Here is a 25,846-nt window from a genome sequence, read left to right as displayed (position 1 = left end):
GTTGCGAAGCCCCTTGGTCCCCTTGACAGCGGGGTTTTACCGCCGAGACAGCGCCGCGAGTTGCGCGGATGCTCGCTCGAGCAGGCCGACCTTCTTGCAGTAAGCGAACCGCACGAGCGGCGCATATTCGGCCCGGTGCGCGGGGGAGCAAAACGCCGCAATCGGCACCGCGACAACCCCGGCCAGCTCGGGGAGTCGGCGGCAGAAGTCGGCACCGTCGGTGAAACCGAGCGGTGTCGCGTCCGCCACGATGAAATACGAGCCCTGCGGCACGCTGATGGCGAATCCGGCCGCACGAAGCCCCGTGGCCAGAACATCGCGCTTGCCCTTCATCGCGGCGGCGCTACCCGAAAAATACGAGTCCGGCAGGTCGAGCCCTACCGCGATGGCCGGCTGAAACGGCGCCGCGTTCACGAAGGTGAGAAACTGTTTGACCGCGAGAATGGCGGTCACGATCGCGGCGGGCGCACTCAGCCACCCTACCTTCCAGCCGGTCAGGCTGAACGTCTTGCCCCCGGATGAAATGGTGACCGTGCGCTCCCACGCCCCCGGCAGCGTCGCGATCGGAATGTGCGGCACCCCGAAAGTGAGGTGTTCGTAGACCTCATCTGTGACGATCAACGCGTCGTGCTGGTGTGCAAGCTGCACGATGAGCTCGAGCGTCTCCCGGGGAAAAACCGCCCCGGTCGGGTTGTGCGGATCGTTCACGATGATCAATCGGGTGCGGTCGGTCACAGCGGTGCGCAGAGCGTCGAGGTCGGGCTGAAAGTCGGGAGCGCGTAGCGGCACCGTTCGGTGGATGCCTCCACCCAGGCCGATCAGTCCACCGTAGGCATCGTAGAACGGCTCGAAGGTGACGACCTCGTCGCCCGGTTCGATCAGGGCCAGAATGGTCGCCGCGAGCGCTTCGGTCGCGCCGGCCGTGACCAGAATTTCACTGCCAGGGTCGAGGGTTAGTCCGTAGAAACGCTGTTGGTGTCTGGCAATCGCGTCGAGGAGGGTCGGCTGGCCGCGTCCAGGCGGATACTGGTTCATCCCGTCGCTGATCGCCTGGCGGGCGGCCTCGAGAACCTCGGCCGGTCCGTCTTCATCCGGAAAGCCCTGCCCGAGGTTGATGGCACCGGTACGCGCGGCGAGCGCGCTCATCTCGGCGAAAATACTCGCAGCGACGCTGCCGTCCTCGGTGAGGAGCCCGGCCCCGCGGGCTGTGCGTCGCCAGGCACCCGAGACGATCGGGGTATGTTCTGTGTGGAAAGAGTCCTGCATACGCTCCAAACTATCGCCTCGGCAAGGTCTCGGCTCGATCATTGAATGCTCTCAGGCCGTACAGACCGAACGTTCAGGTTCGGGCGCAAAGCTGGCAACGCTTGGAAGGAGCACCCGATGACCGACAACAATAAAGATTCTGGCACCAACCCCGACCCGGCTGATGATGCAGCAGCCTTTGCCGTGAATGAGTCCGGAGAGGCCACTGCGCCCACTGCACCGCCGGTGCTACCCACCGAAGCGCCGGCCGCCCCCTCGGCCCCGACCACCACACCGGCGAATTCCGAGCCCGCAGTGCCGGTCGTTTACGCACCGACCCAGCCGGCAGCGTCCGTTTCAGCTGAGCCCGTCACGAATCAGACCTCCGCTCACCCGACGGATGCCTTCGGTCGCCCTGCGCCGACCGCCGCCGCGTCTCCCGCGGCCCACGCTCCAAGCGCCGCTTCGCAGGACTACGCCACTGCGAATTCCTATCCCACGGATTCCTACCCCGGGCAGCCGTTCCCAGCCGGCAAGACCAAGGAATCCGGTCGCCGCAAGGGCAGCGTCGCACTGATCGCCGCCCTCGCTATTGGCGCCCTGGTCGGCGGATCGTCGGGCGCCGGCATCACCGCTCTCATGATGAGCAACCAGAACAACAGCGTCCGGGTCAGCGAAGCCTCCGGCCCGAACAATGTCGTCGTCAATGACTCCACGAGCGTCAATCAGATCACCGCCGTCGCCGCGAAGGCCTCGCCGAGCGTCGTAACCATTGATGTCGCCAACGGCTCCTCGGGAGGTACCGGTTCAGGGGTCATCCTCACCGAAGACGGGTACGTTCTCACCAACACCCACGTCGTCACCCTCGACGGGGCAGCCTCGGACGTCACGATCGAGGTCAAGAGCAATGATGGCAAGCTGTACACCGCCACGCTCGTTGGCACCGACCCCATCTCCGACCTCGCCGTCATCAAACTGACCGATGCCAGCGGACTGACCCCAATCACCTGGGGCGACTCCTCCGAGCTCAACGTCGGCGACAGCGCCATCGCCATCGGTGCCCCACTGGGGCTCTCCGGCACGGTTACCGACGGCATCGTCAGCGCGCTCAACCGCAGCATCACGGTCGCAAGCTCGGCCGCACCGACCTCGCCCGACCAGACGGTGCCCGATGAGGGAGACAGCCAGAACCCGTTCTTCTTCGATTTCCCCGACCAGAACGGCGAACAGTCGCCGGGTTCCCAGAGCGCCACCGCGAGTATCTCCCTTCCCGTGATCCAAACGGATGCCGCCATCAACCCCGGCAACTCCGGTGGCGCCCTGCTGAATGACGCCGGTGAGCTGATCGGCATCAACGTGGCCATTGCCAGCGCTGGCAGCACGACCGCGTCGTCAGCGACCGGAAGCATCGGCGTGGGATTCTCGATCCCGTCGAACTTCGCCCAGCGCATCTCCGATGAGATCATCGCCAATGGAACGGCCACGCACGGCCTGCTCGGTGCGAGCGTCAGAGACGCGTCGAGCTCGACCAGCAACACGGTGGGTGCCGTCATCGTCGAAGCCAGCCCCGGTGGTGCCGCCGAGAAGGCCGGCCTGACCGAGGGCGACGTGGTTACCAACTTCAACGGTGTACCGATCACCGACGCGATCGACCTCACCGCTCAGGTGCGGGTGCTCCCTGCTGGTGGAACCGCTGACCTGACCTATGTGCGGGATGGAAAGTCGTTCACCATCTCCGTCACGGTCGGCGAGCTCACCAGCTGAGCCCCGCTCCTTCCTACCGCTTCTCACACCTTCCCGTAAATTGCGCCGCCGGTAAGCCGGCGGCGCAATTTACGCGTTCGGCACCGGCGCGTGGCGAATTGCCGGGCTGGTAGGCTCGATCGTCCTACCCCATTAGCGGAAAGCCGGCCAGCCAGGTGCACCAAGGTAGTATGAGATTTCTGCCCGGGGTCTCGTACGTGATGCCCGTGCTGAACGAGGCGACACACGTGCGAGCCGCAGTCGAGAGCCTGCTGGGCCAGGACTACCAGGGACCGTTCGAGGTCACCCTGGCGCTCGGACCGAGCATCGACGGAACGACCGAACTGGTCGAAGAAATGGCCTCCGTTGACTCACGCATTCGTGTCGTGGCCAACGAGGTGGGGTCGACTCCGGCCGGCCTGAACACTGCCATTGGCTCCTCCCAATATGCGGTCGTCATTCGCGTGGACGCGCACTCGGTGTTGCCCCCCGAGTACGCCCGTGTCGCGGTTGAGACGCTCGAACGCACCGGCGCCGACAATGTCGGCGGCATCATGGATGCTCGCGGGATCAGCGCCTTTGAACGGGCCGTGGCCCGCGCCTACGGCACCCGGATCGGCCTGGGCGGGACACCGCACCACGTGGGTGGAGCGGAAGGGGCCGCCGAAACGGTCTATCTGGGCTGTTTTCGCACCCAGAGCATCCTCAACGTCGGCCTCTTCGACGAGGGTGTGAAGCGCGGCCAGGACTGGGACCTTAATCGGCGGCTGCGCGAGGCCGGTGGCCTGGTCTGGTTCACGCCAAAGCTCCGAGTGCTCTACCGGCCCCGGCCGACCCTCGCCCAATTGGCGCGGCAGATGTTGTCGACCGGGCTGTGGCGCGGAGAACTCGCTCGGCGCTACCCAGCGGCCAACGGCATCCGTTATTTTGTGCCGCCAATTATGGTGCTCGGAGTGACTCTCGGGATGCTCCTCGGGCTCGGGGGGCTCCTGCAGCTGGCTCTCGACTCAGCGCCGTGGCTGCTCCTCGGCCTGATCGTTCCGGCTGGGTATCTGCTCATCGTCGTCGCCGCGACTCTCGCGGTGGCACGACCAGACGGATTTCGTGCGAGCCTGCACTTTCTCATAGTCTTGCCATGCATTCACTTTTGCTGGGGAATCGGCTTCGTCCTCGGGTACCTCAAGCTCACCAACAACATCACGGCACACACGGGAAGGTGAGCGCATGACCAGTTCGCCCAATATCGCGCGTTCAGGCAAAGCCCGGCCGGAGTCGATCGCCCAGTTGCGCGCGGTGGCGCAGCCGCCCGAGGTGCGCCTACGCGCCAACGCCGAGCATTGGACCGCGAGCCTGTACCTGCGCGATCTGTCGCCGTACTTGACCTGGATGCTCCTGAAGACTCGCATCTCGGCCAACGGTGTGACCGCACTGATGATTCTGGCCGGCTGGTCGACCGCGGCGGCCCTTTTGATTCCGGGAATCTGGGGCGCCCTGCTCGCGCTCGTGCTCAGCCAGGTGCAAATGCTGATCGACTGCTGCGACGGGGAAGTCGCCCGCTGGCGCGGCACGTCCTCGCCCGCAGGGGTGTTTCTCGACAAAGTCGGACACTACTCGACCGAGTCACTCATTCCCATTGCCCTCGGCTTTCGGGCAGCCGCCTACCCGTTTGAGTCGCCCGAGGATTTTCTCTGGACCAGCCTCGCGCTGCTGCTCGCCCTGATCATCGTGCTGAACAAAGCGCTCAATGACATGGTGCACGTCGCCCGTGCCAACGCCGGCCTGACCAAGCTCGCCGACACCCACGGCGAGAAGACCCCGACGTCGAGCCTGATCGCCCGCGTACGCCGTCTCGCCCGTTTCGTGCCTTTCCACCGGCTATACCACTCGGTCGAACTGACCATGGTGATCTTCGCCGCGGCCGTCGTGGGCCTCGTCATCGGGCAGCCCATCGTGGACCGGGCCGTGCTGAGTATCTTGGTTCCACTCGCGTTGCTCTCGCTCATCGGCCATTTCGTGGCCATCATGGCGTCCAAGCGTGTCCGTTCCTAGGTTCGGCTCCGGTACCCCGACGGTTGGTGTCGTGGTGCTGACCCAGGGCACCCGGCCGGATGACCTCGACCGCGGCATCCGTTCAGTGCTGGCTCAGCAAGGGGTCACGCTCGACGTGATCTGTGTCGGCAACGGCTGGCAGCCGACCGGCCTGCCGACCGACGTGCAATCGCTCGGGTTGCCGACGAACCTCGGCATTCCGGCTGGACGCAACCGCGGGGTGTCGCTTGTCACTGGGGAATACCTGTTCTTTCTCGACGACGATGCGAGCATTCCCGACCCGAAATTTCTGATCACCGCGATCGGCAAGCTGCGCGGCGACCCTCGGATCGGCCTGCTGCAGCCACGGATCGAGGACCCGACCGGCGTCGAATCGCCCCGTCGGTGGATTCCGCGCATCCGCAAGGGTGAGGCCGCCACACCCGGACCGGTGTTCTCGGTCTGGGAGGGTGCCGTACTGCTGCCGCGGGCCGTCTTCGACGCGACCGGCGGCTGGGCCGAGCCGTTCTTCTACGCCCACGAGGGCATCGAACTCGCCTGGCGGGTCTGGGACCAGGGCTTCGTTACCTGGTACGCCGGCGATCTCGTGGCCAACCATCCGGTGATCCTGCAGACCCGGCACGCCGACTACTATCGTCTGAACGCCCGCAATCGGGTTTGGCTCGCCCGTCGCAACCTGCCAGCCCCGTTGGTGCCGCTCTACGTCGGCGCCTGGACCGCGATTCAGGTGCTGCGCTGGGCCCCGCGCAACAGGCCGGCCCTACGCGCCTGGTTCGGTGGCTGGCGCGAGGGCTGGCGCAGCGATCCGGGGCCGCGGCATCCGCTTCGAGCACGCACGATCTGGCGCATGACCGTCGCCGGTCGACCGCCGATTATCTGAGGGACGGTAGGCTGGTTTGGTGGTAATTCGGAAAGACCTCAGGCGCGCCGTCAAGCTGGTCAAGGATGTTGTGGCATCCCGCAAGGCGCAACACGCGCTGCGCGGCCCGCTGAAATCGCGGGAATTACGCGAGGATAACCACTTCAAGATCGCCGTCTACTTTGCTGACGGGCCGGTCAACATGTACCAAATGCGGCAATGGTATCGGCCGCTCGCTACCCTCGCCAAGACCTGGCCGGTGCTCGTGCTCAGCCGCACCGGCGGAGGCACCCTCAAACTCATGGACGAGTCGCCGGTTCCGGTCGCCTACGCGCGCACGGTGTCGCAGCTCGAGCAGATTGTCGCCGAGCAGGACATTCGCATCGTGTTCTACGTCAACCAGAACCCGCGCAACTTTCAAATGATGCGCTACGGGCGCTGCTGGCACGTTTTCATCAACCACGGTGAGAGCGACAAGATGTACATGATCACCAACCAGTTCAAGGCTTACGATTACTCGTTCGTCGCCGGCGATGCTGCGCTGGCCCGACTGGACCAGGTTCTCTGGGACTACGACTTCGACAAGCGTGCCATCAAAATCGGGCGCCCGCAGGCGGACTACTTTAGCGGCGAGCTGCCTTACACGCCCGACGAACGTCAGGTCGTGCTCTACGCCCCAACCTGGGAGGGCGATCGGGCCGCCGCCGCCTATGGCTCCGCCGCGACTCACGGCGTCGCGCTGGTCAGCGCCCTGCTGGACACCGGAACGCATCGGGTCATCTACCGTCCGCACCCACGCAGCGGCGTCGCCGACCACCACTATGGTGCCGCAAATAAGACCATCATCAGCGCTATCGCCGCCGCGAATGCCCGCGATCCCAGCGCTCAGCACGTCTACGACTCCGGTCCAAACCTCGGCTGGCAGCTGGCCGCCGCAGATCTCGCGATCGTCGACATTTCGGCGATGGTGTATGACCGCCTCGCCACTGGAAAGCCGCTCATCATTACCCGCCCGGTGAACCCGATGGCCGTGATCGACACGAGTGGCTACCTCTCCGACTGCGAATGGCTTTCCGACGAGCAAGCCGGGGACATCGCGGCCGTCGTCGACCGGCTCACCCACGATGACGCAGCGGTCGAACGACTGCAGGGCTGGGTGCACCGGTACTTCGGTGACACCGCCCCCGGCGTTGCGACGGTCCGCCTGCACGCGGCCGTGCAGCACCTCATGGACGAATGGGATCGGTTCGCCGCCGTGCACGACTACGATGTGCCCATCGTGCGCGATCCCGCCACGATTCCCGAAGATGAGCTATAGCGTCGGGTTCTGACCGGGCGTTGCGCGTTCGGGCGAGCTTGCGCCGCTGTGCTGCGGGTACTGTGCTGCCTTGGTACTGTGCTGCACGGGCACCCGATTGTGGCTCGCGCGCCGGGCAGGCCACGCGCGCGAGCAGCTTGGGGTTGCGCGAGCAGCGTTAGTACGCCCGACGCGTTAGTCCCGTGCGGGGTTGGACCGCGATTCGAGCGACTGCGGCGGGGCAGTCGGCCTCGAATTGGATGCCCAAGGCTCGGTCTGTCCCGCCGCCACCGACTTGCCCCGGCGCGCTTCTCGCACTCGGATCTCGCGTACTCGTGGCTCCAGATCCGGCTGAAACCCGGTGGGCGGCGGGCCGAAAGCGAACTGTGACGCGTGCATGACCTTATTGCCCAGAATGTGATTACCAACACCGCCGATGACCGCTCCGATGCCAAACGGGAGGACTTTGCCGAGCACGCTGGCGCTGCCACGGGTGGCGAACTGACGCAGAAAAGCGCTCTTGAGCCGGTCGGTCAGGGGGCCCAGAACTGCCCGGGGGAGGTTGTTCGTGATGAGTTCGCCCCAGTAGGTGGTGCGCGCCGTGCCCGAACCGGTGATCTGCCCGGCGAGCTGGCGTACCAGATCACTGCCCTCCCGGCCCAGCATCATGGTCATGACGAGGGCGCGAGCCCGCTCTGGATCCTCCACGGCAATACCGTGTACCTCGCTGACCGACTGGGTGAACAGCGCCGTCGCCTCGAGAAAGCCGGCGGTCTCCACGCCAGACAGGGCGAGGGTGACGCCAGTGCCGACCCCGGGAATGACGGCGGTCGCGCCCACTGCTGCACCTCCGGCCGTGACTGCTGCCAGATAGCGCTTCTCCAGGATGCGCACGATCTGCTCCGGCGAGGCGTATGGATTACGGCGACGGATGCTGCGGATATGGGCCAGGACGACCGGCCGGTGAATGGCCAGAACCCGATCGAAACCCTTTACAAACCCGGTCGGTAGAGCGCCGCCCTGCGGATTTCCGCCGGTCGATGACAGCATCGGTGTGCTTTTCCTGGCCATTGATCACCCTCTCCTCGCCCATCTTGTCGAGTGTACGTGGTGCCCCCGGGCACACGCTGTACCGCGCGTCGACTCCGGCACGACATCAAATACCACGTCTGGGCAATTGTCCAGCCGCTAGTCAAGACCGGGGTGGGCGGCTACAACTGAGGAATGCCCAAGCCGAAATCAGAAGCGTCCAGACTGCTTGGCCGCCGTCTGCGCGAACGACGCCTGACTCTTGGATTCAATCAGGAGTCGGTCGCCCTGCTCGCCGGACTCAACGTGTCGAATTATGCGCGGATTGATCGGGGTTACGGAAACCCGACGATGTACACGCTCATTCGACTCGCCGCCGTTCTACAACTTGAACTCAGTGAGCTGGTGATTGGCCTGGAGGTCGAACAGCTTCCGCCAACCCGTGACGCTTACCTGGCCATTAACTTTCGCTGAGGATGGTTATGGTCAGGCCTTGGGCTTGACGACGTAGTCCGCGTTGTAGCGCTCAAGCACGTCGGTGATCGGGGCATCGAGCACGAGATCGCCTCGGTCGAGGTAGAGGCCGCGCGTGCAGAACCGATGCAGGTCTCGCTCATTGTGCGACACGATGAACAGCGTTCGGCCGCCGGCCAGAAGCTCTTCGATGCGCTGGTAGCACTTCTCCCGAAAGGCCTTATCGCCCACGGCTAGTACCTCGTCGACCAGCAAAATGGGTTCTTCCAACCGGGAGATCACGGCGAAAGCGATGCGCACCTTCATCCCGCTCGATAAATGCTTGTACGGCGTGTCGATGAAGTCGGCGATCTCGGCGAATTCAATGATCTCATCAAAGCGTGCGGCGATCTGCTTGCGGGTCATGCCGTGCAGGCCAGCGGTGAGGTAGACGTTGTCGCGCACGCTGAGGTCATCGACGAATCCGCCGGTGATCTCGATCAGCGGTGCGACGCCCTCGGTCACGTGCACCGTTCCGGTATCGGGAAGCACGACTCCGGTGACGAGTTTGAGCAGGGTGGACTTGCCCTGGCCGTTGCGGCCGACGACACCGATGGCTTCCCCTGGCTGCACAGTGAAGCTCACGTGCTGCAGGGCCCAGAATTCGCCCGGACGGCTGCGCCGGTTTCTGGCACCGAAGAGGTCCTTGAAATTGCGACGACCGCGACGATTCCTGCGAAAGCGGATGCCGACATCCACTAGCGAAATCACCGGCAGCACCCCGAGCGACATTGGGTCCACGGCCACTAGATCTCCTTCAAAACGGCGCGTTCGGTGCGGCGGAAGACCAGCAGCCCCAGGGCGAGGAAGACCAAGGACATGGCAACGCTGATCGCAACGGCGAACCAGTCGAGTTGCTCCGGAAAAAAAGCTGAACGGTAGAGGCTGAAGATGCCGGTCAGTGGATTGAAAGCAGCCCAGAAATGCAGTACGGGCGGGAGGTCGGTGGTGCTGTAGATGATGGGGGAGGCGTAGAACAGAAATCGCAGGATGAGCTTGACGGCCCGTTCCAGGTCGCGAAAGAACACGACGAGCGGTGCGACGAGCAAGCCGACGCCCGCGGTCAGCGCGGCCTGAATCACGATGGCGAGGGGAAAGAACAGCGCGTCGATGTGCAGTTGCGCGCCGTAGACAATGGCGAACAGAACGAGTACCGGTACCGAGGCGAGAAATTCGATGCCCTTGGAGAGCACGAGGCGGTTCACCCAGATCGTGCGGGGGATGCGGGTGGAGCGGATGAGCTTAGCCTCGCGCAGAAATGCCCTCGTGCAATCGGAGACAGCTCCGTTGAACCACATCCAGGGCAGCAGGGCGGCCAGGAGGAACACGATATAGGGCTCGTTGCCGACGTTTTTGTCAAATACCTGGGTGAAGACGAACCAGTAGATGCCCGCCATGACGAGCGGATCGAGAATAGACCAGAAGTAGCCGAGAACCGTGGTGGAGTAGCGAACGCGCAGGTCGCGCTGCGTCAGCAGCCAGAGGGAATGCCGATACCGGGCGGTCGGCGTGCGCTGTTCGGGGCGCACCAGCGCGTAACTACTCACGCCGTCTATCGTATGGGAGCCTGGCTTCGCCCCGTGCCAGCCGGGGCTACTTGTCTCCGGCCCAATCACGCCCAAATAGTGGCCGTCAGTCTCGTGATCGCTTAGATTGAAGATCCGCGCACTGCGTCGATAGACGTTCGTCTACGCGGTGATCACACACGGAAAAGGAGCCCACATGGCGTACAACGTCGCTCAGAAACTGATCGCCTCGCACCTGGTAGTCGGGGAGATGGTGCCGGGTACTGAAATCGGCATCCGGATCGACCAGACCCTCACCCAGGACGCAACGGGCACCCTGGTCATGCTCGAGCTTGAGGCGCTCGGCCTGGATTACGCCCGCACGGAGGTGTCCGTACAATATGTCGACCACAACCTGCTTCAGGCGGATAGTAAGAATGCCGAAGACCATGACTTTCTGCGCTCAGCCTGCCAGCGCTTCGGTATCTGGTTTTCCAAAGCCGGTAACGGGGTCTCGCACCCCACCCACATGCAGCGCTTCGGTATTCCGGGTAAGACAATGGTCGGCTCCGACAGCCACACCCCGGCGGCCGGTTCGCTCGGCATGCTCGCCATCGGCGTCGGCGGCACCGAGGTGGCGCTTGCGATCGCCGGTGAACCGCTTTATATTCGTATGCCTCAGATTTGGGGTGTGCGCCTGACCGGCCAGCTTCCGCCGTGGACGAGCGCCAAGGACGTCATCCTCGAAATGCTCCGTCGGCACGGTGTTAAGGGCGGCGTCAATCGCATCGTCGAGTACTACGGACCGGGCCTGGCCGGTCTAACAGCCATGGACCGCCACGTGATCGCGAATATGGGTGCCGAGCTCGGTGCCACCTCGACCGTGTTCCCGGCCGACGATCAGGTACGCACTTTTCTGCGCGCGGAAGCGCGCGAGGCCGACTTCGTTGAACTGCTCGCCGACGCGGACGCTACCTACGATGTGACCGAGGAGATCGACCTCGCCACGATCGTTCCGTTGATCGCCCTGCCCAGTTCTCCGGGCAATGTCGTTCCGGTGAGCGAGGTTGCCGGCCGGCCGGTCGAGCAGGTGGTGATCGGGTCATCCGCTAACCCGGGTCTGCGCGACTTTGCGATCGTTGCGGCGATAACCAAGGGACGACAGTCTTTCCCCGGACTGAGCCTGGACGTCAACCCGAGCTCGCGTCAGATTCTCCAGGACCTGACCAAGAGGGGATCCACCCTGGCCCTGATCGGGGCCGGAGCACGGCTGCACCAGTCGGGTTGTATGGGCTGCATCGGCATGGGGCAGGCACCTGCCAATGGCAGCATCAGCCTGCGCACCATGCCGCGCAACTTTCCGGGCCGCTCCGGCACCCAGGAGGACTCGGTTTACCTCTGCTCGCCGGAAACCGGGGCTGCGGCCGCGTTGACCGGAAAAATAACCGATCCGCGAGACCTCGCCGACCTGTTCGGCATGGACTACCCCGAGATCGTCCTGCCCGAATTCTCCAGTGTGAATCTGACCATGCTCGAGGCGCCGCTGCCGGCGGAGGAATCGCTCACCATCAAGCTGGTCAAGGGCGAGAATATTTCGTCCCTGCCGGTCTTCGGCCCGCTCGCCGAGCGCATCGAGGCACCCGTTGCCCTGATCGTCGGCGACGATATCTCAACGGATGAGATTCTTCCGGCCGGTGCGCGTGTCTTGCCGTTTCGCAGCAACGTGCCCAAGCTTGCCGAATTCACCTTTGACCAGGTCGACCCGACCTACCCGACGCGCGCGGCCCTCAGCCGGGACACGACCGGCCACATGATTGTCGCTGGCGCCAACTACGGGCAGGGATCATCCCGCGAGCACGCCGCGATCACGCCCCGGTTCCTCGGTCTGCGGGTGGTACTGGCGGTCTCGTTTGCGCGCATTCATTGGCAGAACCTCGCGAACTTCGGTGCACTCGCGCTGCAATTCACGGATGCCGCCGATCACGATCGCATTGCGCGTGACGACGTTCTGGTTCTGGATGGCATTCGGGAGGCGCTCACCAACGGCACGGAGATTCTCGTTCGCAATACCACCCGCAATGAGACCTATGCGGTGCGGCATGAACTCTCCACCCGCCAGATTGAGATGCTCCTGGTCGGCGGTCTGATCCCCTGGCTGCGCGCCCGGCACGCGCAGGGCGAGCCGCTGATCGGCGCAGCCGAATAACGGTATGAGGAACGGGGCTGGCTCTAATCGGCCCCGTTCTGTTTACTCGCTGCGGCTACCGACGTAGCGGTAATACTCGACACCATCGTCGAAGAAGTCAGGGCCGTTCGACGTTCCGACATGATCGACCACGAACTCGTCGTGGGCGGGCGGGGCGATGTCGATCAGGCGTCCCGCGTGCACGTCGATGTATTGTGTTTCGTTCAGATCGACCGCTCCGAGTAGCGCACGGTCGAAATTGATCCGCGCCGCCGCGTCGTGCCAGCCGGTTACGACGCGTAGCGGTAGGGCCTCCGCCGCATCGCCACTGCCATAGCCGAGGGCCAGCCAGTCCTGATCGGCGAGGTCGAGGTCGCTGGTCAGGGCCTGGTGCAGGCCGGCGGCGAGCCAAGCCGGCAGGGCCGCGGTGTAGAGATTGCCGAGGTCGCGCATGGCTTCGGAGCCAAGTCCGAGCTTTTCTTGAACGAGGGTGTTCCAGAGCGGAGTTTTGCGCAGTTGGTTGCGCGCCCGGCGCGCCAGGGGAAAGACGTCGCCGGTGTTTTCGGCCAGTTGTGCACCGATGACGCCGAATGGTGTTGGCTCCAGCAGCTCGGCGATCAGGAGTTCGGCGTCGACACCGGCATCGGCGGCGAGTGCGCGCAGCTCGTCATGACCGTCGGTGTCATGCGCGAGGGTGAAGAGATAGGCCATGACCCACCCGGTGGTGGGCATCTGGTGATACGGGCGGTGCATGAACACCGCGTCGATGTCGTGAAAATAGTCAAGGTTTCGGCCGGGGCGTTTGTCGAGCATCGCCGTCATAGCGTGGTGGGTGGCATCGATATAGCAGCTGGTGGAGTAATGCCCGTTGAATATGGGCAGGTCCTGCAGCTGGCCGTCGTCGCGCGCGGGCTGATTGCGAAAACGGGCAAACGGTTTGCGAAAGTCGGCCACCCGATAGTCGGAATCGCTGCCGGCCCCGGTAAGGTCCACCTCCAGCAGCCGGGCATCGCTCTCCAGCAGCATGGCGACGGCGCCCGCACCCTGGGTGGGCTCGCCGCTGCCACCGCGCGCATACTCGGCGATGTCGGCGCAGACGACGATGGCCTGGCGACCACGACCATCCGTTGCCAAGTAGCGCAGCGCAGCTTTTATGCCGTACACGCCGCCGAGGCAGGCCTGCTTGAATTCCGGCACTTCGCAGTCTCTGGCCAACAGGGGTAAGCCGGCCGCAGCGAGGGCCTCATTGACCATGCCCTTCACGATGACAGCACCGGCCGAATTATCGGTGCTTGATTCGGTTCCGAGGGCGAGCAGCCCGACCTGGGTCGGGTCGATGTCGTAGTCCCGAATCAGCCGCCAGACCGCGGTGGCCGCGAAGGTATAGACACTCTGTCGGGGTGCGCGCATGCGAAAACTGCGTCCGACCACCGAACGGAATTTCTCCCACGGTTGGTCATTCCACTCGCACCACGATTCGAGCTGAACGCGATACGGCGGGAGGTACAGGGAGAAACCACTAATTCCAGGAGCCAACTGTGTCTACTTCACTTTTCAGGTGTTTGCGGGTCCGCGACGGTCACATTACTTTAGTCGGCCAGGCTGCGAGTCAGGGCGCGGCCCGATTCGGCCAGATGGCGTCGGGGGCTCGGCTAAAATAGAGGCAGAACCGATCGGAGCAGTCCTGTGTCACAGACCCTTGAGGCCGGCGCTACGGCCCGCGCCCGCGCACATAGCAATATTGCGCTGGTCAAATATTGGGGCAAGAACGATGCCGTTCTCAACACCCCGGCGGTCGGGTCGATCTCGATCACCCTCGACGCCCTCCACACCGACACCCGAGTGACCTTTCAGCCGCAGCTGGCGACCGATGAGTTATGGCTGAACGGACGCCAGCACGACGCTACCGGGGTCAGCCGTGTTCTCGACCTGGTGCGTCACTACCGAGGTGCGACCTTGTGTGCGATCGTGGAGTCCGCGAATAATTTCCCGACCGGAGCCGGGCTGGCCTCGTCGGCGTCCGGTTTCGCCGCCCTTACCGTCGCCGCGACCGGCGCGGCAGGTCTCATGCCGACCGCGCGGGAGCTGTCCATCCTGGCCAGGCACGGTTCCGGTTCGGCCGCCCGTTCCATCTTCGGCGGTTTCGCCGAGATGCACGCAGGCAGTGTCGCCGACGGCTCAGATTCCTACGCCGAGCAGTTGCTGCCTGTCGCGGATTGGCCGCTCGCCATTATGGTCGCTATCACCGAGCACGGTGCGAAGCCGATCAATTCGACCGTCGGCATGGGCGCTACCGCGGTCAGTTCGCCTTTCTACCCGGCATGGCTGGCGACGGCCCCTGGGGATCTCACCGATATGCGGGCCGCGATCGCCGCTCGCGACTTCGTGCGTCTCGGCGAACTCGCCGAGTATAACTGCCTCAAGCTGCACGCGCTGATGCTCACCACCCGGCCAGCTTTGATCTATTGGAATGCCGCGACGGTCGCGACGATGCACGCCGTTCGCGAACTGCGCGCGAACGGCGTGCCGGCCTACTTCACCATTGACGCTGGACCGCAGGTGAAGGTGCTCTGCCTGCCGACCGACGCGTCCAGGGTGCACGCCGCACTGTTGAGTGTGACTGGCGTGCTCGAGGTACGCCAGAGCGCGCTCGGCCCCGACGCCTACCGGCTGGGTTGACGTGACATTCACAGCGACGTCGGCACCCGGAAAACTGTTTCTGCTCGGTGAATACGCGGTTCTGCAGGGCGCACCGGCGCTGCTGTCGGCCGTCGATCGCCGAGTCACCGTCACGGTCGCACCGGCCGGGTCCTGGCGGCTGCACGCCCCGAGCATTGGTATCCAGCACCTCGACCTCGACGATGAAGGGCAACTGCCGGCCGCCCTCAACGCCCAGACCCGGTCGACCCTGCGCCTGTTCGACACGGTGCGAGTGGCAGTGCGCGCTCGAGCCAGCGGCGGCGGTCCGTTCGAGATCAGCATCGACAGCGCTGAGTTCACGCGCGACGGCCACAAATTGGGACTCGGGTCGAGCGCGGCGGTGGCCAGCGCGCTCACGGCTGCCCTGGCCGAGGCTTCGAGGCTTCACCTCGATCGCGCGGCGCTCTTTGCGCTAGCCCAGTCAGCCCATCGGGCCACTCAAAACGGCACGGGCAGCGGCGGAGATGTCGCCGCGAGTGTCTATGGCGGTCTGCTTTCCTTTACCGTCGGGGCATCACCCGTGGCGCTGCGCTGGCCGAACGATCTCACCATGCTGGCCGTGGTCACCGGTGAAGGGTCGGCGACAACCGACCTGGTCGGCCGGGTGAACGACTTTGGTGCTGAGCATCCACTGCAACACGATGAGGACCTGGCCAGGCTGACCCGGCTCGCGCACATGGCGCAATCAGCACTCGCCGACCGCGCTAGCTTTCTGCGCCTGATCGACGACTACTTCACCGCGCTGGCTTTGCTCGACGCCCATGCCGAGGCCGGTATCGTTACCGAACGACACCGGGAGCTGCGCGCGGTAGCTCAACGAGGGGGCGGCGTGTTCAAGACCTCCGGTGCCGGCGGCGGCGACGTCGGACTCGCCTTCAGCGCGAGCGGCGAGTCCGCCGAGCGACTCGAATCGGCTCTGACTAACGCCGGGGCATCCGTTGTGGCGCTGGAATTCGGCGCAGCCGGAGTCGAATCATGAGCGGCTCGCGCATCGCGAAGTTCTATCAGAAGTCGGTGCAGGAACGACTGGAGCTGCTACACGAACGCGGAACATTGAACGATGCCGACTATGCAATGCTGCAGCCCGGTATCGGTCTGCTCGACGCCGAGACCGCTGATCGACTCACCGAAAACGTGATCGGCGTCTTCTCGATGCCGCTGGGGCTCGGACTGAACTTTCAGATCAACGGTCGGGACTATCTGATTCCCATGGTGGTGGAGGAGCCGTCCGTCGTGGCTGCGGTCAGTTCCATGGCGATTCTGGTGAGGCAAGCTGGGGGTTTTAGCAGCACCTCCGACGAGCCGCTGCTAATCGGTCAGGTGCAGGTCGTTGACCTTTCCGACCCGGCAGAGGCGCGCCGCGCGCTGCTCGCCCAGACTGAGAAAATTCTGCAGCTGGCCAACAGCGGCCACGCGAACATGGTCGCCCGCGGCGGCGGCGCGCGCGGTGTTGCGGTGTACCTGCGCGGAGCGACGGCGCAGAACGGCGAGCTGCTGGTCGTGCATCTGCTCGTGGACACCCGTGATGCGATGGGCGCGAACCTGGTCAACTCCATGTGCGAACGCATCGCACCCCTGATCGAGCAGATCAGCTCCGGTCGGGTATTCCTGCGCATCCTCTCAAATTTGACTGACCACGCCCTTGTACGTGCCCACGCGGTCATCCCACGGGCCCTGCTGGCAACCGAGGACTATCCCGGCGAGCGGGTGCGCGACGGGATTATCTTGGCCAGCGAATTCGCCACCATGGATCCCTTTCGTGCCACCACCCATAACAAGGGCATCATGAACGGCATCGACGCCGTCGCGATCGCGACCGGCAACGACTGGCGCGCCATCGAGGCCGCCGCCCACGCCTACGCCGCCCGCGGAGAACGCTACGCACCGTTGTCGACCTGGAGCGCCAACGCGGCCGGCGATCTGGTCGGCGAACTCACGATGCCGTTGAAGGTCGGCACGGTCGGCGGTCAGGTGGAATCAAACCCAGCCGTGCGCATCGCCCACACTATTTTGGGTGTCGGATCGGCGCGAGAACTAGCCGAGGTGATGGTGGCCGTTGGTCTGGCCCAAAACCTGGCCGCGCTCAAAGCGCTCTCGACCACGGGGATCCAACACGGCCACATGCGCCTGCACGCCCGAGCGGTCGCGGTGGCCGCCGGCACCAGCCCTGCGCGATTCGACGAGGTCGTCGAGCGACTCATCGTCGACGGCGAGATCAAAGTGTGGAAGGCACGGCAAATTCTGGCCGAGCTCGAGGTTCCGCCAACGTGCGTCTTGGTGCCCCCGGCCGTAGCGATGCCGGCCGCAACGACGACCGTGCTCCCGGCGCGTGCGCCGCTCGGTGCCCACGCGCAGGTCGGCTACGGAAAGATCATCCTGCTCGGTGAGCACTCCGTGGTCTACGGCCGCCGCGCCATCGCCGCGCCCATCGGCCTCACCGTGCGCGCTGAAGTCGTTCGCGGCGAGCCGGGTCAGGTGCCGGTCATCACCGACTGGAACGTGGATGGTTCGGCGCAGGAACCGATCAGCCCCGATGTCTCCCATCGGGTTGCCACGTTGATCGCCGCGCGTCTCGGGCTGCCCCAATCCGGCGTACGAGTCGGCGTGTTTTCCGAACTGCCGCGAGCGAGCGGCTTGGGAGCCTCGGCCGCGTTCGCCGTCGCGCTGATCCGAGCGACCGCCGACTGCTTCGAAATTCGGCTCAGTGATGAGCAGGTGTCGAGCCTGGCCTTTGAGTGCGAAAAGATCGTGCACGGCACACCATCGGGCATCGACAATACCGTCGCCACGTTCGGTCGGCCCATCCTGTTTCGAAAAACGGATGCCGCGAGCGGTCATGAAATCCGCGACATCGTCACCCCCAACCCGATCCCGATCGTGATCGGTCTTAGCGCCGTGCACGCGCTGACCGCACACACCGTGGCCTCAGTGCGCGCGGCCTGGCAGAAGAATCCCGGGCGCTACAACGCGATCTTCGACCAGATTGACTCCCTAGTTGTGGATGGAGCCGACGCCCTGCGCCGCGGCGACCTGGCCGAACTAGGCGAGCTGATGAACATCAACCAGGGTTTGCTCAATGCCCTGCAGGTGTCGGGCCCCGAGCTCGAACAGATGGTCGCCATCGCTCGCGGGGCCGGTGCGCTCGGCGCGAAGCTGACCGGGGGAGGAGGAGGCGGCGCGATGATCGCTCTGGCTGGACCCGCCGGTACCGATCCGATCCGAACAGCCTTGCACCAAGCCGGTTACACCACCTACCTGACCGAGATCCGGTAGTGGATCGCCGTGAGGCGGTCGGGGCCGGCGCTCTACTGCGTTATGTACCGCACGGTACGTTAGATGGGCAGTGTACTGAGTTGTCAGTTTGATCCGCGCCGGAGAAAGAGACCCCAGTTATGCGCTCTCGCGCCCATTCAACATCCTGGCTGCGCGCAGCAGCAGCCATCATTGCCACCGTCGCTGTGGTCACGGGGTGCAGTGCCACCGCGCAAAACACCACGACCGATTCCAGTACCCTGACCTACGCCATCAACGGTGGCACGCTCAGCGGCGGCAAGATGGACATCCACTCGTCGGCCTTTCAAGCCACCGCCCTTGTGATGCGCAACTCCTTCGATTCGCTCGTTTACCAGAAGACTGACGGCTCGTTCGTGCCGTGGCTCGCCACATCGTGGCAGATCTCCGACGACGGCCTGCAGTACACCTTCACCCTGCGCAATGACGTCACCTTCCATGACGGCGAGCCCTTCAACGCCGAGGCCGTCAAAGTCAACTTCGAGCACGTCGTCGCTCCCGAAACGGCGTCAGCGGATGCCGCCAGCCTCATCGGTTACGCCGAAACCGGCGGCTTCTATGCGGGCACCACGGTCGTTGACGAGTACACCGTTCGGGTCGATTTCAGTCAGCCATACGCCCCGTTCTTGCAAGCCGTGAGCACCGCTAAGCTGGGCTTCTACTCGCCCGCGACGCTTCGTGAGAATGCCGCCCAGCTCCCCGCCGGGGGACCGGGCATCTCGGTCGGCACCGGCCCGTACGTGCTGAGCGACTACACGCCAGATCAGAGCATCGTCTTCACCGCGAACCAAAACTATAACTGGGCACCCGAAGGCAGCACCCACCAGGGCGCGCCGGCCATCGACACGCTTGAGTTTCGTATTCTGCCTGAATCGTCGGTACGCACCGGCGCACTCACGAGTGGGGAAGCGCAGATCGCCAGCGACATTGCTCCGAACACCGTTGGCCAGATCGGTGACGAGTTCACCATCGAAAACGTGACGATGCCTGGTCTGCCATACACGCTGTTTCTCAACGAGGCGCACGGCGTGTTCGCCGACCAAAACGTTCGCCAGGCCTTTGCGCTCGGCATCGACATCGGCCCGGCCGTTGAGAGCATCTACCAGGGGCAGGCCGCGCGCGCGTGGAGCATCCTCTCTCCGGCAACGCCGAACTCCTACGACCCGAGCCTCGAAGACAGCTGGCAGTACGACCCAGACCAGGCCAATGCCCTGCTCGATGCGTCCGGCTGGACCGAGCGCGACGCTGACGGCTACCGAACCAAAGATGGTGCCAGGCTGAGCGCCCGTTGGCTCGCCTACAACCCGGTTTCCGACGCGAACGCAAGCCTGGGCGACGTCGTGCAGTCCGACCTGCGCGAACTCGGCTTCGAAATCGTGCGGGATAACCTCGAAGTTGCCCAATACTACGAAGATTTTAACGCGCGCGACTATGACCTATCAGACTGGAGCTTTCCTAGCGTTGACGCCGACGTGCTGCGCGCCCATCTGCACAGCGGCGGCTACAAGAACGGCTCATCGACCGCAGACCCGATTGTCGACTCGTTGCTCGACGACGCTATCGCCACGAGCGACCCAGCCGGACGCGAGGTCCTCTACCAGCAGCTACAGCAGTGGAATGCGACCCACGTGGCCATGATTCCGATCACCGTACCCTCGGCGATCACCGCCTATAGCTCGGCCATCAAAAACCTCAGCTTCGACCTGTACGGACAACCCCTCTTCTACGGGGCGTCGCTCACGACCGCTCCGTGACCCTGCACTACGGGCAGGTACGCGGCGCCGACCGACCCGGTGCTCGCCTGTTCGGCCGGCTCGGCGGCATGGTACTCGTAGTCTGGGGCGCTGCCACGGTAGGGTTCTTCGCGCTGCGGCTGATCCCTGGTGACCCGGTAGACGCACTGATTGGGCTCGGGAGCGTCTCGGCACAGGTGCGCGACCAGATCCGCGAAGACTGGGGGCTCGCCGATCCGTTGCTCGTGCAATACCTCGGATACCTCGGCCGTCTCGTGCAGGGCGACCTCGGCACCTCGTACCGCCGGCAGCAACCCGTCGCTGACGTGATCGGCCAACAATTCCCGCCCACCGTGCAGCTGATGTCCCTGGCCCTGGTGTTCGCCCTCTTGCTCGCGCTCGGGTCGGCGTTGCTTGGCCGCGGTCGGCGCACAGCGCCCCTGGCTGGCCTACTCGAGCTGGTCGCTGTCTCGTCGCCTAATTTCTGGATCGGTCTCGTGCTGATCAGTGTCTTCGGTTTCGGCCTAGGCTGGTTTCCGGTCGTCGCCACGGCCGGGTTCGGCGCTCTCATCCTGCCCGCAGTGACCCTCGCCATTCCGGTGGCCGGCATCATCAGCCAGGTGCTGCGGCAGGGCCTCGACGACGCGGAGGCGCTGCCCTTCGTTGACACAGTGCGTGCTCGTGGTGCCAGCCACACCCGCCTCGTGCTGCGCCACACCCTGCGCCACGCTGCCGCCAGCAGCATCACGCTCACCGGATATATGGTCGGATCCCTGCTCGGCGGCTCGGTGCTGGTCGAGACTGTCTTTGCCCGCCCCGGACTCGGCCGCGTTGCTCTGAACGCCATCGTCGACCGCGACGTACCCGTGGTGCTCGGCATTATCGTGCTCGCCGCGGCGGCTTTCTCCATGGTCAACCTGTTCGTCGACCTGGTCTTCGAGCGCATCGATCCGCGCCTGGCGACCGAGCAGGCCTACGCATGAGCCTGCTCGCAGCCGCCCCATCACGTCGAATCAAGCGGATGCCCACCCCGGCCGTCTGGGCCGCCGTCGGGTTCCTCCTGCTTCTCGTGCTGTCGGCCCTTCTGCCGGGCGTGTTCACCGCCGCTGACCCACTCCGTACGAACATTGGCGAGGCGCTGCTGGCGCCCGGCCCGGGGCATCCGTTTGGAACAGATCAGGCCGGCCGCGACGTGTTCGCACGGGTGATCTATGGTTCGCGGTACTCGCTCGCTATTGGCTTCGGCGCCACGCTTATCGCTCTCGTTGCTGGTCTCGCGATCGGCTCGTGCGCTGGGCTCGTGCGCCGGGTGGGCGACGGTGTGCTGAGCCGGGCGATCGAGATAGTGATGGCCTTTCCGGAGTTTCTGCTGGCCCTGATAGTGATCGCGATCATCGGCCCGGGCGAGGCGAGCCTGCTGATGGCCGTTGCTCTCGCGGTGATCCCGTCCTACGCGCGCGTCGCCCGGGTGCAGACGCTCGTGATCAAGCGTGCTGGCTACGTAGAGGCGGCGCGCACGCTGGGTGTGTCGCCAGCGCTGGCCGTGCTGCGTCATGTCGTGCCCAACACCCTCGGCCCGCTGCTGGTCATGGCCACCATGGGAGTTGGCACCGCCATCACTGCCGCGGCCGGCCTGAGCTTTCTCGGCCTCGGGCCGAAGCCGCCAACGCCGGAGTGGGGACTCATTCTCTCGGAGGGGCGTAATTTTCTTGCAAGCGCCTGGTGGATCGCCGTATTCCCCGGGCTCGTGATCACCTCCACCGTGGTGTCGACGAGCATCCTCGGTCGACACCTGCAGGCCCGAAGCGCAGGGCGGCAGCGATGAGCGCCATCACGGTGCGCAACCTGCGCGTGGTTCTGCCGGGCTCGAAGGCCGCCGTGGTCGACGGCGTCTCGTTCAGCATTGCCGCCGGGAAGTGCCTGGGCATAGTGGGGGAGTCCGGTGCCGGTAAGACGATAACCGGCCGCAGCCTGATTGGACTCACCCCGGCCGGTGCACGCGTCACCGCCGAGGAACTGACCGTGGCAGGAGTGGACGCTCGGGACTTGACTGAACCAGCTTGGCGACGTCTGCGCGGCGCCCGCGTCGCCCTCGTGAGCCAGGACGCTCTAGTCTCCCTTGACCCACTGCGCCGAGTGGGCGCCGAGGTGGCCGAGCCCCTCGCGGTGCACGAACCCGGGCTCGGTCGCGCCGATCGTTCGCGCCGCGTGTTGCAATTGCTCGGGCAGGTTGCTGTGCCGGAGCCCGCTTTTCGCGCCCGACAATACCCGCACGAACTGTCCGGTGGCCTGCGTCAGCGCGCACTCATCGCCTCGGCCCTCGCGGCTTCGCCGGCCGCATTGATCGCTGACGAACCGACCACGGCCCTCGACGTCACCGTTCAGGCGCAGATTGTGCTGCTGCTGCGCCAGCTGAAGGAGTCGGGCATCGCGCTGCTGCTGATCAGCCACGACCTCGCAATTATCCGCAAGCTCGCCGACGACATTGCCGTGATGAAAGACGGACGGTTCGTGGAGTTGCAGCCTACGGCCGCTCTGTTCGCCGCACCGCAGCATCCGTATACTCGCGAGCTTCTAGCCTCGATATCTCAGAGCCTGGTACCAGCTCCGCCGAAAGCCGCCCCAGTGGTGCTCGCCGCGCGAGATCTCACCAAGACCTACGGCCCCGCAAGCGCACCGTTGCGCGCTGTAAACGGAGTTTCATTCGAGCTGCGTGCCGGCCACACCGTTGGCATCGTTGGCGAGTCGGGGTCGGGCAAGAGTACCGTGGCACGGATGCTGTTGGGCACCGAAACCCCGGACTCTGGCGATGTTCTATTGAACGGCGAACCCTGGAGCCGGGTACCGGAATCGCGGCGGCGAGCGAGGCGCGGTGGCATTCAGATCATTCACCAGGATTCCCTGAGCGCCTTCGACCCGCGGGCTAGCGTGCTGCAGATTCTCTCTGAGGCGATTGCTCTCGACGGTTCGCGGAGCGTGCGGCGCGAACGCCGGGAGCAGGCGACTCGGCTTCTGGAGCTGGTGGCGCTGAACGATTCCCTATTGGGGCGGCGTGCGCATCAGCTCTCCGGCGGGCAGCGGCAGCGCGTGGCGATCGCCAGGGCGTTGGCCCGGCAGCCGAGGCTCCTGGTCTGCGACGAGCCAGTGTCGGCGCTGGATGCGCCTATACAGACCCAGGTGCTGGGACTGCTGGCCTCCCTGCAGCAAACGACGGGGCTGGCGATGGTGTTCATCTCACACGACCTCGCGGCGGTGCGCGCACTCAGCCACGACATCCTCGTGATGAAAAATGGCATTGTCGTGGAACAGGGGCCGGCGGCGGAGCTATTTCTGGCGCCGCAGCATCCGTTCACCCGCGAGCTGCTCGCCGCGCAGGCCACGGCGTAGCCGGAACACCCAGAGTTACGCGCAAGTTGCCAGTCGCGCTGAATTAGGACATGCTTATGTCATGTTAATCACTCATCGCCGTGGAACTGCGAATCTAGACGGGTCAACTCCCGGACGCAATGATGAGGCCCGCACCTGGGACCGGGTGCAGCAGCTGCTCGCCGCGGATGGACCACTGACCGCTGCCGACCTCGCCTCACGTCTGGGACTAACGCCCGCTGCGGTACGCCGCCACCTCGACCAGCTCGCCGCAGAAGGTTCCATCGAGGAACGTGAACCGGTGGTGGCAGGTGGTCGTGGGCGGCCGGCTCGGGCGTACGTTCTCTCTCAAGCCGGTCATGCCGGGATGAGTAGCGATTACGCCGATGTGGCTACCGCAGCCTTGCGTTTTCTCGCAGAACACACCGGTGTGGATGCCGTGGCTGAGTTCGCCCGTGAGCGCAGCGCAGCGCTTGAGCGACGGTATGCTACACAGCTACCCTCGACGGGCAATAATGTGCGCGACCGGGCAGAGGCACTGGCGTCGGCACTGAGCGCTGACGGTTTTGCAGCGTCAATTCGCCCGGGCGAAACTGGCCTGCCCGTGGCCGGCGTGCAGCTCTGTCAGGGGCATTGCCCAGTTCTGCATGTTGCAGCGGAGTTCCCAGTGTTCTGCGATGCCGAGACCGAAGTATTCTCCCGACTGCTTGGAGTGCCGGTTGAACGACGAACAACATTGGGCGCCGGTCAGCACGTCTGTACGACGTTTATTCCCATCGACGCACTGGCCCGGCCGACGACGTCCACAACAAACAATGCGAGTGAAGGGTCTATTGCATGAGCAGCAATGCTGAGTTAATTTCCGAAGTGCAGGCAATCGCCAGCTCGGATATCACTAGCGTAGAAAACACCCAGCGTGACATTTGCGCGAGTGGGGCATTCACCGCCGCGGAATCGGCCGCCATTCGTGCCGATTTTCCCATTCTCACGCGCCTGGTGCGTGGCGGTAAACCCTTGGTGTATTTAGATTCAGGGGCGACGTCGCAAAAGCCGCGCCAGGTACTCAATGCCGAACGTGCGTTTTATGAACAGCACAATGCTGCGGTTCACCGTGGCGCCCATCAACTGGCCGAGGAAGCTACCGACGCCTTCGAGTCCGCGCGAGCGAGCGTTGCACATTTCATCGGTGCACAAACTCGGGAGGTGGTGTTCACCAAGAATGCTACAGAGGCACTGAACCTCGTGGCGTATTCCTTCAGCAATGCGGTCGCTATGGGGGCTATGAACGGCGTTGAAACGGATATTGCGGCGCGGTTCGCCCTCGGTGCCGGCGACGAAATAGTGATCACAGAGATGGAACACCATGCCAATCTCATTCCATGGCAGGAACTTGCCCGCCGCACCGGTGCCACCCTGCGCTGGATTGGTGTCACCGACGGCGGTCGACTCGAACTGGACGATCTGGAGACGGTCATCACCGGGCAGACCAAGGTGGTGGCATTCACTCACGTGTCGAACGTTTTGGGAACGATTAATCCCGTCGCCGCCATCGTGGCTCGGGCTCGGGCTGTCGGTGCTCTGACCGTCTTGGACGCCAGCCAATCGGTGCCGCACCTGGCCATTGATGTGATCGATCTCGACGTCGATTTCGTAGCTTTCAGCGGACACAAAATGTTTGGTCCGCTGGGAGTCGGCGTTCTCTGGGGCCGCTACGGCCTGTTGGAAGCCATGCCCCCCTTTCTCACCGGGGGTTCAATGATTGAGCACGTGCGAATGGAAAGCTCGACCTACGCCGCTCCGCCGCAACGTTTCGAGGCTGGTGTACCGGTTGTTGCGCAGGCCATTGGCCTGGCCGCTGCGTGCGACTACCTGGGACGACTGGGAATGCAGCGGGTGAGCTCGCATGAGCACGCCCTCACCGAGGTGCTCCTGGCCGGCCTGGCGAAACGCCCGTGGGTCACTGTCATCGGGCCGGTCGATGTCCGGGAGCGTTCCGGTGTCGTGTCCTTCGTAGTAGATGGTGTGCACGCGCACGATGTCGGCCAAATTCTTGATGATGCCGGGGTCGCCGTTCGGGTTGGGCACCATTGCGCCTGGCCTCTGCATCAGCGCATGGATGTTGCGGCCACGACACGAGCAAGCTTCGCGGCTTACAACACGGTGGCTGAGGTGGAGGCGCTGCTGAGTGCTCTCGATCAGGTTCCCGAAATTTTTAGGGTGGCGCCCGCACACCTCGCGACCTGTACCAATTGACAAGGAGAAGTAGATGAGTGCACCCACAACCACGACGGGGATCTCTGACGAGGTCCGAGAATTAGCAAACCAAGAATA

General features: G+C 64.5%; 21 protein-coding genes. 16 read left to right on the top strand and 5 right to left on the bottom strand.

What is annotated here, in order from left to right; translation table 11 throughout:
• Positions 1–36: 36 nt before the first annotated feature.
• Positions 37–1,266, bottom strand: a complete 1,230-nt coding sequence (locus CXY71_RS11675; RefSeq protein ID WP_104135780.1) for an aminotransferase class I/II-fold pyridoxal phosphate-dependent enzyme — start codon at positions 1,264–1,266, stop codon at positions 37–39.
• A gap of 117 nt (positions 1,267–1,383) precedes the next feature.
• Between CXY71_RS11675 and CXY71_RS11670 the strand changes: the two genes are divergently transcribed.
• The 5 genes from CXY71_RS11670 to CXY71_RS11650 all read left to right on the top strand — a co-directional run bounded on the left by CXY71_RS11670 (position 1,384) and on the right by CXY71_RS11650 (position 7,214).
• On the top strand, positions 1,384–3,009 hold the full coding sequence (locus CXY71_RS11670) for a S1C family serine protease (protein WP_104135779.1): 1,626 nt from the start codon (positions 1,384–1,386) through the stop codon (positions 3,007–3,009).
• Positions 3,010–3,179: 170 nt separating this feature from the next.
• Entirely contained in the window at positions 3,180–4,208 is a 1,029-nt protein-coding gene (locus CXY71_RS11665; protein WP_104135778.1) for a glycosyltransferase family 2 protein, read from the top strand.
• Positions 4,209–4,212: 4 nt separating this feature from the next.
• Positions 4,213–5,037 carry a CDP-alcohol phosphatidyltransferase family protein gene (locus tag CXY71_RS11660; RefSeq protein ID WP_104135777.1) on the top strand — a complete coding sequence of 275 codons (825 nt, stop codon included), beginning with the start codon at positions 4,213–4,215 and terminating at the stop codon, positions 5,035–5,037.
• On the top strand, positions 5,024–5,917 hold the full coding sequence (locus CXY71_RS11655) for a glycosyltransferase family 2 protein (RefSeq protein ID WP_104135776.1): 894 nt from the start codon (positions 5,024–5,026) through the stop codon (positions 5,915–5,917). The genes CXY71_RS11660 and CXY71_RS11655 overlap by 14 nt, the downstream gene beginning before the upstream one ends.
• Positions 5,918–5,936: 19 nt before the next feature.
• The gene (locus CXY71_RS11650) at positions 5,937–7,214 is read left to right on the top strand and encodes a CDP-glycerol glycerophosphotransferase family protein (protein ID WP_104135775.1); all 1,278 of its coding nucleotides are present in this window, start codon (positions 5,937–5,939) and stop codon (positions 7,212–7,214) included.
• Between the two features lie 174 nt (positions 7,215–7,388).
• Here CXY71_RS11650 and CXY71_RS11645 read toward each other — a convergent pair whose 3' ends face one another.
• Positions 7,389–8,243 (bottom strand): hypothetical protein, encoded by an 855-nt coding sequence (locus tag CXY71_RS11645; RefSeq protein ID WP_233198282.1) that lies wholly within the window; start codon positions 8,241–8,243, stop codon positions 7,389–7,391.
• Positions 8,244–8,417: 174 nt separating this feature from the next.
• Between CXY71_RS11645 and CXY71_RS11640 the strand changes: the two genes are divergently transcribed.
• Complete coding sequence (locus tag CXY71_RS11640; protein WP_104135774.1) at positions 8,418–8,696, top strand: helix-turn-helix domain-containing protein; 279 nt, start codon at positions 8,418–8,420, stop codon at positions 8,694–8,696.
• A 12-nt stretch (positions 8,697–8,708) separates the two neighbouring features.
• Here CXY71_RS11640 and CXY71_RS11635 read toward each other — a convergent pair whose 3' ends face one another.
• Both CXY71_RS11635 and CXY71_RS11630 read right to left on the bottom strand, forming a co-directional pair.
• A complete protein-coding gene (locus CXY71_RS11635; protein ID WP_199184291.1) occupies positions 8,709–9,467 on the bottom strand; it encodes an ABC transporter ATP-binding protein in 759 nt (252 codons plus the stop codon).
• 14 nt (positions 9,468–9,481) lie between these two features.
• Complete coding sequence (locus CXY71_RS11630) at positions 9,482–10,282, bottom strand: ABC transporter permease (RefSeq protein ID WP_233198277.1); 801 nt, start codon at positions 10,280–10,282, stop codon at positions 9,482–9,484.
• A 175-nt stretch (positions 10,283–10,457) separates the two neighbouring features.
• On the opposite strand from CXY71_RS11630, the gene CXY71_RS11625 reads away from it, so the two are divergent.
• Positions 10,458–12,446 (top strand): aconitate hydratase, encoded by a 1,989-nt coding sequence (locus CXY71_RS11625; protein WP_104135773.1) that lies wholly within the window; start codon positions 10,458–10,460, stop codon positions 12,444–12,446.
• 42 nt (positions 12,447–12,488) lie between these two features.
• On the opposite strand, the gene CXY71_RS11620 is transcribed toward CXY71_RS11625, so the two are convergent.
• A complete protein-coding gene (locus CXY71_RS11620; protein ID WP_104135772.1) occupies positions 12,489–13,961 on the bottom strand; it encodes a hydroxymethylglutaryl-CoA synthase in 1,473 nt (490 codons plus the stop codon).
• Between the two features lie 150 nt (positions 13,962–14,111).
• Here CXY71_RS11620 and mvaD point away from each other — a divergent pair, with 150 nt between their 5' ends.
• The 9 genes from mvaD (at position 14,112) to CXY71_RS11575 (ending at position 25,768) form a co-directional block, all read left to right on the top strand.
• Entirely contained in the window at positions 14,112–15,104 is a 993-nt protein-coding gene (mvaD, locus tag CXY71_RS11615) for a diphosphomevalonate decarboxylase (protein ID WP_104135771.1), read from the top strand.
• Between the two features lies 1 nt (position 15,105).
• The gene (locus CXY71_RS11610; RefSeq protein ID WP_146071735.1) at positions 15,106–16,104 is read left to right on the top strand and encodes a mevalonate kinase; all 999 of its coding nucleotides are present in this window, start codon (positions 15,106–15,108) and stop codon (positions 16,102–16,104) included.
• The gene (locus CXY71_RS11605) at positions 16,101–18,398 is read left to right on the top strand and encodes a hydroxymethylglutaryl-CoA reductase, degradative (RefSeq protein WP_104135769.1); all 2,298 of its coding nucleotides are present in this window, start codon (positions 16,101–16,103) and stop codon (positions 18,396–18,398) included. The genes CXY71_RS11610 and CXY71_RS11605 overlap by 4 nt, the downstream gene beginning before the upstream one ends.
• A 119-nt stretch (positions 18,399–18,517) precedes the next feature.
• Positions 18,518–20,170 (top strand): ABC transporter substrate-binding protein, encoded by a 1,653-nt coding sequence (locus CXY71_RS11600; protein ID WP_104135768.1) that lies wholly within the window; start codon positions 18,518–18,520, stop codon positions 20,168–20,170.
• A complete protein-coding gene (locus CXY71_RS11595) occupies positions 20,167–21,132 on the top strand; it encodes an ABC transporter permease (RefSeq protein WP_233198278.1) in 966 nt (321 codons plus the stop codon). The genes CXY71_RS11600 and CXY71_RS11595 overlap by 4 nt, the downstream gene beginning before the upstream one ends.
• Positions 21,129–21,974 carry an ABC transporter permease gene (locus CXY71_RS11590; RefSeq protein ID WP_104135767.1) on the top strand — a complete coding sequence of 282 codons (846 nt, stop codon included), beginning with the start codon at positions 21,129–21,131 and terminating at the stop codon, positions 21,972–21,974. Before CXY71_RS11595 ends, CXY71_RS11590 begins: the two co-directional genes overlap by 4 nt.
• Positions 21,971–23,536, top strand: a complete 1,566-nt coding sequence (locus tag CXY71_RS11585) for an ABC transporter ATP-binding protein (protein ID WP_104135766.1) — start codon at positions 21,971–21,973, stop codon at positions 23,534–23,536. The genes CXY71_RS11590 and CXY71_RS11585 overlap by 4 nt, the downstream gene beginning before the upstream one ends.
• Positions 23,537–23,597: 61 nt before the next feature.
• Complete coding sequence (locus tag CXY71_RS11580) at positions 23,598–24,356, top strand: metalloregulator ArsR/SmtB family transcription factor (RefSeq protein ID WP_104135765.1); 759 nt, start codon at positions 23,598–23,600, stop codon at positions 24,354–24,356.
• A complete protein-coding gene (locus CXY71_RS11575; RefSeq protein WP_104135764.1) occupies positions 24,353–25,768 on the top strand; it encodes a cysteine desulfurase in 1,416 nt (471 codons plus the stop codon). Before CXY71_RS11580 ends, CXY71_RS11575 begins: the two co-directional genes overlap by 4 nt.
• The last annotated feature ends 78 nt before the right edge of the window (positions 25,769–25,846 follow it).

Source organism: Cryobacterium sp. Y62, assembly GCF_002929785.1.
Lineage (GTDB): Bacteria > Actinomycetota > Actinomycetes > Actinomycetales > Microbacteriaceae > Cryobacterium.
This window is presented reverse-complemented; position numbering and strand designations above follow the sequence as displayed.

Excerpts from the sequence above, each read along its gene's own strand:
- CXY71_RS11675 (WP_104135780.1), bottom strand. The coding sequence starts at position 1,266 with ATGCAGGACTCTTTCCACACAGAACATACCCCGATCGTCTCGGGTGCC.
- CXY71_RS11670 (WP_104135779.1), top strand. The coding sequence starts at position 1,384 with ATGACCGACAACAATAAAGATTCTGGCACCAACCCCGACCCGGCTGAT.
- CXY71_RS11665 (WP_104135778.1), top strand. The coding sequence starts at position 3,180 with ATGAGATTTCTGCCCGGGGTCTCGTACGTGATGCCCGTGCTGAACGAG.
- CXY71_RS11660 (WP_104135777.1), top strand. The coding sequence starts at position 4,213 with ATGACCAGTTCGCCCAATATCGCGCGTTCAGGCAAAGCCCGGCCGGAG.
- CXY71_RS11645 (WP_233198282.1), bottom strand. The coding sequence starts at position 8,243 with ATGCTGTCATCGACCGGCGGAAATCCGCAGGGCGGCGCTCTACCGACC.
- CXY71_RS11640 (WP_104135774.1), top strand. The coding sequence starts at position 8,418 with ATGCCCAAGCCGAAATCAGAAGCGTCCAGACTGCTTGGCCGCCGTCTG.
- CXY71_RS11635 (WP_199184291.1), bottom strand. The coding sequence starts at position 9,467 with ATGTCGCTCGGGGTGCTGCCGGTGATTTCGCTAGTGGATGTCGGCATC.
- CXY71_RS11625 (WP_104135773.1), top strand. The coding sequence starts at position 10,458 with ATGGCGTACAACGTCGCTCAGAAACTGATCGCCTCGCACCTGGTAGTC.
- CXY71_RS11605 (WP_104135769.1), top strand. The coding sequence starts at position 16,101 with ATGAGCGGCTCGCGCATCGCGAAGTTCTATCAGAAGTCGGTGCAGGAA.
- CXY71_RS11600 (WP_104135768.1), top strand. The coding sequence starts at position 18,518 with ATGCGCTCTCGCGCCCATTCAACATCCTGGCTGCGCGCAGCAGCAGCC.
- CXY71_RS11590 (WP_104135767.1), top strand. The coding sequence starts at position 21,129 with ATGAGCCTGCTCGCAGCCGCCCCATCACGTCGAATCAAGCGGATGCCC.
- CXY71_RS11585 (WP_104135766.1), top strand. The coding sequence starts at position 21,971 with ATGAGCGCCATCACGGTGCGCAACCTGCGCGTGGTTCTGCCGGGCTCG.
- CXY71_RS11580 (WP_104135765.1), top strand. The coding sequence starts at position 23,598 with ATGTTAATCACTCATCGCCGTGGAACTGCGAATCTAGACGGGTCAACT.
- CXY71_RS11575 (WP_104135764.1), top strand. The coding sequence starts at position 24,353 with ATGAGCAGCAATGCTGAGTTAATTTCCGAAGTGCAGGCAATCGCCAGC.